The organism is Salibaculum halophilum (assembly GCF_002094885.1).
In the GTDB taxonomy this organism is placed as follows: domain Bacteria; phylum Pseudomonadota; class Alphaproteobacteria; order Rhodobacterales; family Rhodobacteraceae; genus Salibaculum; species Salibaculum halophilum.
The window spans coordinates 1-12,295 of record NZ_MSIT01000021.1 but is presented as its reverse complement, the minus strand read 5'-3'; the positions used below and the strand labels follow the sequence as shown (position 1 = coordinate 12,295).

Sequence of the window (12,295 nt, the reverse complement as noted above, 5' to 3'; positions counted from 1 at the left end):
CCCGTGATCGACAAACTGGAAATGTTCATCGCCCTCGCGCGCGAGGCGCATTTCGGCAAGGCGGCCGAGGCCGTGGGCGTGACCCAGCCGACGCTGTCGGCCGGCATCAAGCAGCTGGAGGATCAGCTTGGCGTCATGTTGGTCTGGCGCGGGTCGCGGTTTCGCGGCCTGACGCCCGAGGGTCAGCGCACGCTGGACTGGGCGCGCCGTATCGTCGCCGACAGCCGCGCCCTGCGCGACGAGATGCGCGTCGCCCGCGAGGGGCTGTCGGGCAACCTGTCCATCGCCGTCATCCCCACCGCCTTGACGCTTGTGGCCGACCTGACCGAGGGCTTCGCGCGCACGCATCCGAATGTGCGCTTCACCGTGTTGTCGCGAACCTCGGCCCAGATCCTCGAGCTGGTCGAGAACCTGGAGGTGGACGCCGGGCTGACCTACCTGGACAACGAGCCGCTGGGCCGTGTCGCGACCCAGCCGATCTATGCCGAACGCTACGTCCTGGTGGCGCGCCGCGGTCATCCGCTGCTGTGCGACGGGCTGGGCTGGGCCGACCTGGACGGGGTGCCGCTGTGCCTGCTGACGCCGGACATGCAGAACCGCCGCATCATCACCCAGCACCTGGCCGAGGCCGGGGTCACGGTGGACCCGCGCATCGAATCGTCCTCGACCATCGTTCTGGTCAGCCACGTCCTGCGCGGCGATTTCGCCACGATCCTGCCCCGCAAGGCGGCCGAGATTTTCCTTAAGGACGGCGATCTGGGGGCTGTGCCCATCCTGAACCCCGACGCGGCGCATGGCGTGGGGCTGATCGCGCCGCATCGCGAACCCATGACCCCGGTGCTCAGGGCGCTTCTGGGCGCTGCCCGGTCGCTTTCGGACCAGGCGCTCGATTGATAGGCAATTCCTATCGCATGACGGAACCTCGATATTGATTCATGGGGCAACCTGGCGCATCACGCGCGGGCAGACCTAAGAGAGGCGCCCGTCATGAGCGATGCCGCACTGACCGAAACCATGGCCGAGATTTTCGCCCGCCACCGCGGCCGCGAGGGGCCGATGCTGCCCATCCTGCACTCGGTGATGGAGGCCTTCGGGCACATCCCCGAGGCGGCGGTGCCGCTGATCGCCGATGACCTGAACATCGGACGCGCCGAGGTTCACGGTGTTATCAGCTTCTACCACGATTTCCGCAAGGAACCCGTCGGGCGCCACGTGCTCAAGATCTGCCGCGCCGAGGCCTGCCAGGCCGTCGGCGGCGCCGCGCTGTCGCAGGCGGTGCTGGACAAGCTGGGCCTGGATTGGGGCGGCACCACGCCCGACGGCCGCGTCACTGTCGAGCCGGTTTATTGCCTGGGGCTGTGCGCCTGCGGGCCGGCGGCCATGGTCGACGACCGGGTGATCGGCCGCGCCGATGAAACCACGATCGAGGAGGCGCTGGCATGAAGGTCTATGTCCCCCGCGACAGCGCCGCCAAGGCCCTGGGGGCCGACGCCGTGGCCAGCGCCATAGCGTACGGGGCCGAGGCCCGTGGCATCGACGTCACCGTCATCCGCACCGGCAGCCGCGGCATGGTCTGGCTGGAACCTCTGGTCGAGGTCGAACGCGACGGGGTGCGCCACGGTTACGGCCCGATGACACCCGCCGATGTGCCCGCCCTGCTGGACGGCACGCTGGACGGGCTGGGGCCGGTCGAGGAAATCCCGTTCTTCGCGCGCCAGACCCGGCTGACCTTTGCCCGCTGCGGCGTGATCGACCCGCTGGACCTGGACGCCTACGCCGCCCACGGCGGGCTGGTCGGACTGCGCCGGGCCATCGCCATGACCGGCCAGCAGATCGTCGACGAGGTCAAGGACAGCGGCTTGCGCGGGCGCGGCGGCGCCGGGTTCCCCACGGGCATCAAGTGGCAGACCGTCCACGACGCGCCGGCCGACCAGAAATACATCGTCTGCAACGCCGACGAGGGCGACAGCGGCACCTTTGCCGACCGCATGATCATGGAGGGCGATCCCTTCACCCTGATCGAGGGCATGGCGATCGCCGGGCTCGCCGTGGGCGCGACGCGCGGTTACGTCTACCTGCGCTCGGAATATCCCGACGCCATCACGGTCATGCAGGAGGCCCTGCGCATCGGCCGGGCGCGGGGCCTGCTGGGCGCCGACGTTCTGGGCTCGGGCCGGGCCTTCGACATGGAAATCCGTGTCGGCGCCGGGGCCTATGTCTGCGGCGAGGAAACCTCGCTGCTCAATTCCATGGAAGGCAAGCGCGGCGTGGTGCGGGCCAAGCCGCCGCTGCCCGCGATCGAGGGCTTTCTGGGCCGGCCCACGGTGGTCAACAACGTGATCAGCCTGGCCACCGTGCCGGTGATCTTCGAGCGCGGCGCGCAGCACTACGCCGATTTCGGGCTGGGCCGGTCGCGCGGGACCATGCCGGTGCAGATCGCGGGCAACGTGAAACGCGGCGGCCTGTTCGAGACCGCCTTCGGCCTGCCGCTGGGCGAGCTGGTGGAGGACGTGGCCGGCGGCACCGCCTCGGGCCGCCCGGTCAAGGCGGTGCAGGTCGGCGGGCCGCTGGGCGCCTACATGCCGCCCGAGACATTCGAAACGCCCTTTGCCTATGAAGAATTCGACGGCCAGGGCGGGCTGATCGGCCATGCCGGGGTGGTGGTTTTCGATGACACCGCCGACATGCTGCAGATGGCGCGCTTTGCGATGGAATTCTGCGCGGTCGAAAGCTGTGGCAAGTGCACGCCCTGCCGCATCGGCGCGGTGCGCGGGGTCGAGACCATCGACCGCATCGCCGAGGGCGACGCGGCGGCCAAGGACCTGCTGGTCGACCTGTGCGACACCATGACCGACGGGTCGCTCTGCGCGCTGGGGGGGCTGACGCCCTATCCCGTGCTCTCGGCAATGCGGAACTACCCCGAGGATTTCGCGCGCTCAAAGGAGGCCGCCGAATGATGTTTCGCATTTGCCGCGCAAATCCGACCGAAGGGGGGCCAGCCCCCCGTCGCCGCCGGGGCGGCGACTCCCCCCGGAGTTTTGACGCCAAGATGAAGACGGGAGCGACCCGATGAAGGATTTCATCATCCCCACCGACGAGCGCGACATGGGCACGCCCGCCGCAAGCTCGGACAAGACCGTCACGCTCAGCATCGACGGCTTCGAGGTCGCGGTGCCCGAGGGGACGAGCGTGATGCGCGCCAGCGCCGAGGCGGGCATCCAGGTGCCCAAGCTCTGCGCGACCGACAGCCTGGAAGCCTTCGGCTCCTGCCGGCTCTGCGTGGTGGAGATCGAGGGGCGGCGCGGCACGCCGGCCTCCTGCACGACGCCGGTGGCCGAGGGCATGGTTGTCCATACCCAATCACCCAAGGTGCGCAAAACGCGCAAGGGCGTGATGGAATTGTACATTTCCGACCATCCGCTGGATTGCTTGACCTGCGCGGCCAATGGCGACTGCGAGTTGCAGGACATGGCCGGCGCCGTGGGCCTGCGCGACGTGCGCTATGAAAAACCCGCCTCGGGCGGGTTCGTGAACCACTTCGAGGCGCGCGACACGGGCGGGGACGTGAACCCGCAGTACCTGCCCAAGGACGAGTCCAACCCCTATTTCACCTATGATCCGTCCAAGTGCATCGTGTGCAGCCGCTGCGTGCGGGCCTGCGAGGAAGTGCAGGGGACCTTTGCCCTGACAATCGAGGGCCGCGGGTTCGACAGCCGCGTCTCGCCCGGCGGCGCGCTGGACGATTTCCTGACCTCGGATTGCGTCAGCTGCGGGGCCTGCGTGCAGGCCTGCCCGACCGCGACGCTGCAGGAAAAGTCGGTGATCGAGAAGGGCACGCCGGAACGCTCGGTCGTCACGACCTGCGCCTATTGCGGCGTGGGCTGTTCCTTCAAGGCCGAGTTGCAGGGCGACGACCTGGTGCGCATGGTCCCCTACAAGCACGGCAAGGCCAACCGCGGGCATTCCTGCGTCAAGGGCCGTTTCGCCTACGGCTACGCCAGCCATTCCGACCGTATCCTGACCCCGATGATCCGCGACCGGATCGACGAACCCTGGCGCGAGGTCGGCTGGGACGAGGCGCTGGACTTTGCCGCGCAGAAGATGCGCGGCCTGCAGGACAGGTATGGCCAGAAGTCCATCGGCGTCATCACCTCCAGCCGCTGCACCAACGAGGAAACCTATCTGGTGCAGAAGATGGCGCGCGCGGTCTTTGGCAACAACAACACCGACACCTGCGCGCGGGTGTGCCACTCGCCCACGGGCTACGGGCTGGGCCAGACCTATGGCACCAGTGCCGGCACGCAGGACTTCGATTCCGTCGAGGAGACCGATGTCGTCATCGTCATCGGCGCCAACCCGACCGACGCGCACCCGGTCTTTGCCAGCCGCCTGAAAAAGCGGCTGCGGCAGGGGGCGAAGCTGATCGTCATCGACCCGCGCCAGATCGACCTGGTCAGGTCCAGCCACATTGCGGCTGCGCACCATCTGCCGCTGCGGCCGGGCACCAACGTCGCCGTCGTCACGGCGCTGGCGCATGTGATCGTCACCGAAGGCCTTTACGACGAGGCCTATATCCGTGACCGCTGCGACTGGGAGGAATTCCAGCACTACGTCGAGTTCGTCAGCGACCCGCGCCACGGCCCCGAGGCGACCGAGATGCTGACCGGCGTGCCGGCGGCCGAGCTGCGCGCGGCGGCGCGCACCTTTGCCACCGGCGGGCGCGGGTCGATTTACTACGGCCTCGGCGTGACCGAGCACAGCCAGGGTTCGACCACCGTGATGGGCATCGCCAACCTGGCCATGCTGACCGGCAATGTCGGCGGCAACGGCATGGGGGTGAACCCGTTGCGCGGGCAGAACAACGTGCAGGGCTCCTGCGACATGGGTTCTTTCCCGCACGAACTGCCGGGCTATCGCCACGTCAAGACCCCCGAGGTGCGCGACATCTTCAAGCAGGCCTGGGGCGTCGAGATCGACCCCGAGCCGGGCCTGCGCATCCCCAACATGCTGGACGCGGCCGTCGATGGCACCTTCAAGGGGCTCTACTGCCAGGGTGAGGACATCCTGCAATCGGACCCCGATACCAAGCATGTCGCTGCGGGGCTGGCGGCGATGGAATGCGTCATCGTGCATGACCTGTTTCTCAACGAGACGGCGAACTACGCCCATGTTTTCCTGCCCGGCTCGACCTTTCTGGAAAAGGACGGCACCTTTACCAATGCCGAACGCCGCATCAACCGCGTGCGCGAGGTGATGAAGCCGCGCGCGGGCTATGCCGACTGGGAGGTCACGCAACTGCTGGCCAATGCCATGGGGGCGGGCTGGTCCTACGACCATCCTGGCCAGATCATGGACGAGATCGCGGCGACGACGCCGTCCTTTGCCGGCGTGTCCTACGATGTGCTTGAGGAAAAGGGCTCGGTCCAGTGGCCCTGCAACGAGGCGCATCCCGACGGCACTCCGCTGATGCATGTCGATGGCTTCGTGCGCGGCAAGGGCCGCTTCATGATCACCGAATACGTCGCCACGGACGAGCGGACCGGCCCGCGCTTTCCGCTGCTGCTCACGACCGGGCGCATCCTGTCCCAGTACAACGTGGGTGCCCAGACTCGCCGGACCGACAACGTGGTCTGGCACGAGGAGGACCTGCTGGAGATTCACCCCCACGATGCCGAGGTGCGCGGTGTCAAGGAAGGGCAATTGGTCAAGCTGGCCAGCCGGTCGGGCGAGACAACGCTGCGCGCGACGATCACCGACAAGGTCAGCCCCGGCGTGGTCTATACCACCTTCCATCACCCGGGCACGCAGGCCAACGTGATCACCTCGGACCATTCCGACTGGGCGACGAACTGCCCCGAGTACAAGGTGACGGCGGTGCAGGTCAGTCCCTCGAACGGCCCCACCGAGTGGCAGGAGGACTACCAGGCCCAGGCCGCGCAATCGCGGCAGATCCTGCCGGCGGCGGAATGATCGGCGCGGGCGCGACCAACACGCAGATCGTGCGTGACGGTCGCGCCGTCGCGGGCACCCGGGCCTTGCCCGAGGAAGTGCCGGTGGCGCTGGTCTATAACGGCACGACTCAGGCGGTGATGATGGCCACCCCGGCCGATCTGGCCGATTTCGGCCGCGGCTTCACCGTGACCGAAGGTCTGGCGGCGCGCGACGAGATCGCGCCGCCCGAGGTCGTGACCCATGACACGGGCGTCGAGGTGCGCATGTGGTTGCCCGAGGACCGGGCCGCGGAGCTCATGGCCCGTCGACGGGCCATGACCGGGCCGGTGGGGTGCGGGCTTTGCGGCGTGGACAGCCTCGAGCAGGCGGTGCGGGATCTGCCGACCGTCGGGCCGGGGGTGCGCGTCGCGCCGGCTGCCGTGACCCGGGCCATGGCCGATCTGCGCGCCTGCCAGGCCCTGCACGACCGCACCCGCGCGGTACACGGCGCGGGATTTTACCTGCCCGGCCGGGGCGTCGTGGCGGTGCGCGAGGACGTTGGCCGGCACAATGCGCTGGACAAGCTGATCGGGGCCGTGGGCGATTGCAGCGCGGGCATGATGGTGCTGACCAGCCGGGTCTCGGTCGAGATGGTGCAGAAATCCGCGATGGCCGGGGCCAGCGTGATCACCGCCGTTTCGGCGCCGACCACGCTGGCGGTGCGTACCGCCGAGGCCGCCGGTCTGACGCTGATCGCGCTGGCCCGGGACGAGACATTCGAGATATTCACCCACCCCGAACGGGTGAAAGAGGAGGATGACGATGTCGCCTGAGAAAATGGTGCGGATGGTCAACCAGATCGCCACGTTCTTCGAGACCCAGCCCGAGACGGACAAGGCGGGGCGCGTCGCCGCCCACCTGTCCGACTTCTGGGAGCCGCGGATGCTGGAGCAACTGCGCGCCCACCTGGCGGCGGGCGGCGAGGGTCTGACCCCGCTGGCCCGTGAAGGCGCCGAACGGGTGCTGGCGGAAAAGCAACGCGCCTGACGGGGCCGCCGGGGGGGCGCTCGGTCGACCGAGCGCGGCGCTGCGTCGACGCAGCGCCCGCCCGGCGTCGGCCGTCAGTGAAAGTCCCGGCTCTTGGGAATGACCTGCGCGGTGCGCGGGTGGCGCGTGTCTGGTGCTGGCAGGGGGCGTGCGACCTCGTCTGCGCGCGACAGCTGCGGCGTCATCCCGTCGGCGGCCAGCCGCTGCAGCGCATCGGTGCGGTCCTCCAGGTGCCGGGCGACCACGTGGATAATGTCCAGCTCGCGCTGGACATACCCGTGCACCACCAGCAGCCGCGCCTGCATCACCACCTTGCGATACCGTGCCAGCACCTTGGGCCAGACCACCAGGTTGGCGGTGCCGGTCTCGTCCTCCAGCGTGATGAAGCAGACCCCCTTGGCCGAGCCGGGCCGCTGGCGGATCAGCACCAGCCCGGCCAGCCGGACCGCCTGTCCGTTGCCGCTCTCGGCCAGGGCGGCGCAGGCGGCGTAGCCCTGCCGGGCCAGCGCGGGGCGCAAGAAGGACAGCGGGTGCGCCTTCAGCGACAGGCGCAATGTCTGGTAATCGGCCACGACCTGTTCGGTCACCGGCATGTCGGGCAGGGGCACCGGCGGCTCGGCACCCTCGTCCGCCGCCCCGGCGAACAGCGGCAGGTCGGGGGCGTCCTTCAGCGCCTTGGCCTCCCACAAGGCCTGGCGGCGGTCCAGAAACAGCGAACGCAGCGCATCCGCCTCGGCCAGCTTGCGGATGTCGGCGCCGCGCAGCCCGGCGCGGGCTTGCAGCGCCCCGAGGTCGGGGTAGGGCGCGTCGCGCGCGGCCAGCAGCCGCGCCGCCGCCCCGGCGCGCAGCCCGCTGATCTGGCGCAAGCCGAGGCGCAGGGCCATGCCGTCAGCATCGGGTTCCAACGTGTTGTCCCAATCGGAAAAATTCACATCCGGGGGACGCACGGACACGCCGTGGTCGCGGGCATCGCGCACGATCTGGGCCGGGGCATAGAAGCCCATGGGCTGGGAATTGAGCAGCGCGGCGGCAAAGGCCGCCGGGTAATGGCATTTCAGCCAGCTCGAGACATAGACCAGCAGGGCGAAACTGGCCGCGTGGCTTTCGGGAAAGCCGTATTCGCCGAAGCCCTTGATCTGGTCGAAGCAGCGCCGGGCGAACTCCTCCTCGTAGCCGCGCGCGACCATGCGCCCGATCATCTTGTCCTGCAGGGTGTCGATGCTCCCGCGCGAGCGGAAGGTCGCCAGGGCCTTGCGCAACTCGTTCGCCTCGGCGGGGGAGAACTCCGCCGCCTCGATGGCGATCTTCATGGCCTGTTCCTGGAAGATCGGCACGCCCAGGGTGCGGCCGAGGATGGTCTTGAGCTCTGCCGGGTCGTGCGGCGCGCCGGGGGCGGGATAGTCGACCTCTTCCTCGCCATTGCGGCGGCGCAGGTAGGGGTGGACCATATCGCCCTGGATCGGGCCGGGGCGGACGATCGCGACCTCGATCACCAGGTCGTAGAACGCCCGCGGGCGCAGCCGCGGCAGCATGTTCATCTGCGCCCGGCTTTCCACCTGGAAAACACCGACGGAGTCGCCGCGGCACAGCATGTCATAGACGCGCGGGTCGTCCTTGGGCACATCGGCGAGGGTGAAGTCCTGCCCGTAATGCGCTGAAATAATTTCGAAACACTTGCGGATGCAGGTCAGCATCCCGAGCGCCAGGATATCCACCTTGAGGATGCCCAGCGCGTCGATATCGTCCTTGTCCCACTCGATGAAGGACCGGTCCGCCATGGCACCGTTGCCGATGGGCACGGTTTCCACCAGCGGCCTGTCGGTCAGCACGAAGCCGCCCACGTGCTGGGACAGGTGGCGCGGCATGCCCACCAGTTGCTGCGCCAGCAGGACCGTGCGCCGGATCAGGGGGTCGGCGGGGTCCAGCCCGGCCTCGGCCAGGTGATCGGCGCCCACGTCCTTGCCCCAGCTGCCCCAGATGGTCTTGGCCAGGGCGGCGGTGACATCCTCGGACAGGCCCATGACCTTGCCCACCTCGCGCACGGCCGAGCGCGGGCGGTAATGGATCACGGTGGCGCAGAGCCCGGCACGGTCGCGGCCGTACTTGTCGTAGATGTGCTGGATCACCTCCTCGCGGCGCTCGTGCTCGAAGTCGACGTCGATATCCGGCGGCTCCTTGCGCTCTTCGGATATGAAGCGTTCGAACAACAGCTGGTGCTGCGCCGGGTCCACCGCCGTTATGCCCAGAACGTAGCAGACGGCCGAGTTCGCCGCCGACCCGCGGCCCTGGCAAAGAATCGGCTTTTCAAGGCCTTGGCGGGCAAAGGTGATGATATCGTGGATGGTCAGGAAATAGCGCGCGATGTCCAGCTTGGCGATCAGCGCCAGTTCCTTTTGCAGCGTGGCGCGCGTCGCTTCCGGCACCCCGTCCGGGTAGCGCCGCGCCGCGCCCGCCCAGGTCAGGTGCTCCAGCCAGGCCTGGGGCGTCATCTCGGCGGGGATGACCTCGCGCGGATACTCATAGGCCAGCTGGCCCAGGTCGAAGGTGATCGCATCGGCCACGGCGCGGGTGGCGGCGATGGCATGCGGCCATTCGCGGAACAGCCGCGCCATCTCGGCGGGCGATTTCAGGTGGCGTTCGGCATTGGGGTGCAGCAGCGCCCCGGCGCGGGTCAGCGTGGTCTTCTCGCGGATGCAGGTCATCACGTCCTGCAGCGGGCGGCGCGCGGGGGCGTGGTAATGCACGTCGTTGGTGGCCAGCAGGCGCAGGCCGGTCTGCCCCGCGATCCGGTCCAGCCGGTTGATCCGCGCCCGGTCGTCGCCGCGATAGCGGTAGGCGGCGGCGAGATAGCCCAGCCCCGGCAGGCGCCGTTTCAGCCCGGCCAGCACGCGGGCAAAGCCGCGCAGGTCCTCGGGGGGCAGGGCGATCAGGATCACGCCATCGCAATGTGCGACAAGGTCGGCCAGGGTGATATCGCAGGCGCCCTTGGCCTGCCAGCGGCCCCTGGTGTCCTGCATCTTGCCCTTCGACAGCAGCCGCGACAGCCGGCCATAGGCGGCGCGGTCCGTCGGGTAGGCGAGGAATTCCTCGCCGCTGACCAGGGCCAGCCGCACCCCGATCAGCGGGCGCAGCCGCGCCTGTTTCGCCGCCGTGTGCAGCCGTACCACCCCGGCGAAGGTGTTCAGGTCGGCCACCCCCAGCGCATGATGGCCCTGCGCGCAGGCCTGCTGCACCAGTTCCCCCGCGTCCGAGGCTCCGCGCAGGAAGGAAAAGCAGCTGGCCAGCCCCAGTTCGACGAAAGCTGCAGGCGGGTTCGAGGTGAAATCCCCGTCCTCGGGCAGGGTCCCGCGCTGATGCGGGCGTTCTATGTCACGCATCGCGTCGCCCCCTGCTTCTTTGGGTCAAAAATACCGCGGGGGAGTCGGCCTGCGGCCGACGGGGGCAGCGCCCCCTTCTGGCGGGCGTGATCACGAAAACACCCCGTGCAGCACCCAGCGCGGCGCGCCGCCACGGCCATCGTCCGCCATTCCCTCGCGGAACAGCCAGTAGCGGCGTCCGTGGTGGGTCTCTACGCGGTAGTAATCGCGCAGCCGGGCGGTGGGGCGATCGGCCCACCACTCGGGCGCGATCCGTTCCGGCCCGGCAAAGCGCGTCACCTTGTGGGTCAGCCGCCGCCAGACGAATTGCACCGGCGGCCCGTCGGGCACGGCGTAGAGCACGCGGATTTCCTCGGGCGGGTCCAGCAGGCGCAGCGGGCGCGGGCTGCGCGGTGCCTCCGGTGCCCCGGCGGCGGGGGCCATGGCCGATTGCCAGCGTTCGCGGCGTTCGGGGACATGGCTGTCCCGCGGGGCGGGGCGGGTGATGCGATCCGCGCCGAAGCGGGCCGACAACCGGTCGACCAGCCGGGCCAGTTCGGTGTCGCTGTCGACATGGCCGTCGATGCGGGTCTGGACCGTGTCCAGCCGCTCGGCCACGCTGGCCTCCAGGGTGACGAGGTCGAAGCCGAAGCCGGGGTCGAGCCGCTCCAGCCGGCCTTCGAAGAGCCGCAGCAGGTGGTCCGCCGCGCGGCTGGCCCGCGCCGTGGCCACCGACAGGGACGCGACCTCGCCGTCGGTGCGGTAGAGATGCAGCGTCACGCGGCGCGCGCCCATGCCCGCGGCGGCCAGCCCGGCGCAGAGCTCCTCTGCCAGGCCCGGCAGCAGCGGTTCGGGATCGCTCACCGGCTCGGGCAGGCGGGATTGCACGGCAAAGCGCGGCGGGTCGTCGGGGCTTTGCACCGGTTCGGCCAGCCGCCCCATCATCTGGTCCAGCCGCATCAGCGGGTTCTGCGCCAGCGGGGCCCGGGCAAAGCGCCGGGCCAGCGCCCGACGCGGCACCGCGGCCAGATCCCCCACGGTTTTCAGCCCCAGCCGGTGCAGCAACAGCACGGTGTCGGCCTCCAGTCGTAGGGCGGCGACGGGCAGTGGCGCCATGCGCAGCGCCAGCTCGGGGGCGGGGCAGGTCTCGCGCAGGCCGCCATGGCGCGACAGCGCCCAGGCCGCGCCGTGGGTGGGGGCGGTGGCCAGCGCGCAGGACAGGCCCATGAGCGCGAATTTCTCCTCGATGTCGCGCAGCATCGCCGCCTCGCCGCCCCAGAGGTGATCCGACCCGGTGGTGTCCATGACCAGGCCGGTGTCGCCGTCCAGGGCCGTCCAGGGGCACCAGCGGCGGCACCAGAGCATGAGCCGCGCCAGCATCGCCCGGTCGCCCGCGGTATCGGCGAACTCGACCTGCAACTCGGGGCAGAGCGCGCGCATGTCCACGACCCGTTCGCCTAGGCGCATCCCGGCCAGCCGCGCGGCGCGGTTGGTGGCGTGCAGGACGGGGCCGTGCGGGCCGTCCACGGCCAGCGCCAGCGGCAGATCGTCGGGCACCGGCTCGCCCTGCCGGTCGCGGTGGCGCAGGTAACGCTCCATCGCCAGTCCCGGCAGGTGCAGCGCGGTGATGCGCCGGGCCAGCGGATCGCGGGGCGTCTCGTCCGCGGGCGGGGCGACTGCGCCTGCGGCGACACCCGCCCGCCCGCGGCCCTGCCGGTGCGTCCGGTCCACCTCCGGTCCGGCCCGCCAGGCGGGGGCGGTGGGCGGCGGGGCCTCCTGAACGTGGTGCAAGAGGACGGGCAGCGTGTCCTCGTGTCTCATGGGCGCCTCCGGTCAGCGTTCGGCGGCGCGGGGCGGGGCGGCATCGGCCGCGACCCGGTGGTCCAGGTGCAGCCCGCCCTGCGCATCGGCGCGCGCGACCCAGTCGCCGGGCGCGCCCCAGCGGCTGCGGAACAGCTCGG

At 69.9% G+C, this 12,295-nt stretch carries 8 protein-coding genes; 6 read left to right on the top strand and 2 right to left on the bottom strand.

All coding sequences use genetic code 11. The features are described 5' to 3' along the window. Positions 1-3: 3 nt before the first annotated feature. From BU124_RS11830 to BU124_RS11805, 6 genes are all read left to right on the top strand, one after another. Positions 4-894, top strand: coding sequence for a LysR family transcriptional regulator (locus BU124_RS11830; protein ID WP_084863792.1), 891 nt, complete (start codon positions 4-6; stop codon positions 892-894). 93 nt (positions 895-987) lie between these two features. Continuing rightward, on the top strand, positions 988-1,443 hold the full coding sequence (locus BU124_RS11825) for a formate dehydrogenase subunit gamma (RefSeq protein ID WP_084863791.1): 456 nt from the start codon (positions 988-990) through the stop codon (positions 1,441-1,443). Continuing rightward, the gene (locus BU124_RS11820) at positions 1,440-2,957 is read left to right on the top strand and encodes a formate dehydrogenase beta subunit (protein ID WP_084863790.1); all 1,518 of its coding nucleotides are present in this window, start codon (positions 1,440-1,442) and stop codon (positions 2,955-2,957) included. The genes BU124_RS11825 and BU124_RS11820 overlap by 4 nt, the downstream gene beginning before the upstream one ends. Positions 2,958-3,069: 112 nt before the next feature. After that, the gene (gene fdhF, locus BU124_RS11815; RefSeq protein WP_084863789.1) at positions 3,070-5,970 is read left to right on the top strand and encodes a formate dehydrogenase subunit alpha; all 2,901 of its coding nucleotides are present in this window, start codon (positions 3,070-3,072) and stop codon (positions 5,968-5,970) included. Then, on the top strand, positions 5,967-6,764 hold the full coding sequence (gene fdhD / locus BU124_RS11810) for a formate dehydrogenase accessory sulfurtransferase FdhD (protein ID WP_084863788.1): 798 nt from the start codon (positions 5,967-5,969) through the stop codon (positions 6,762-6,764). Before fdhF ends, fdhD begins: the two co-directional genes overlap by 4 nt. Continuing rightward, complete coding sequence (locus tag BU124_RS11805; RefSeq protein WP_084863787.1) at positions 6,754-6,978, top strand: formate dehydrogenase subunit delta; 225 nt, start codon at positions 6,754-6,756, stop codon at positions 6,976-6,978. The genes fdhD and BU124_RS11805 overlap by 11 nt, the downstream gene beginning before the upstream one ends. 74 nt (positions 6,979-7,052) lie before the next feature. On the opposite strand, the gene BU124_RS11800 is transcribed toward BU124_RS11805, so the two are convergent. Further along, positions 7,053-10,355 (bottom strand): error-prone DNA polymerase, encoded by a 3,303-nt coding sequence (locus BU124_RS11800; protein WP_084863786.1) that lies wholly within the window; start codon positions 10,353-10,355, stop codon positions 7,053-7,055. A 90-nt stretch (positions 10,356-10,445) separates the two neighbouring features. Further along, positions 10,446-12,155 (bottom strand): Y-family DNA polymerase, encoded by a 1,710-nt coding sequence (locus BU124_RS11795; protein ID WP_143529971.1) that lies wholly within the window; start codon positions 12,153-12,155, stop codon positions 10,446-10,448. Between the last annotated feature and the right edge of the window lie 140 nt (positions 12,156-12,295).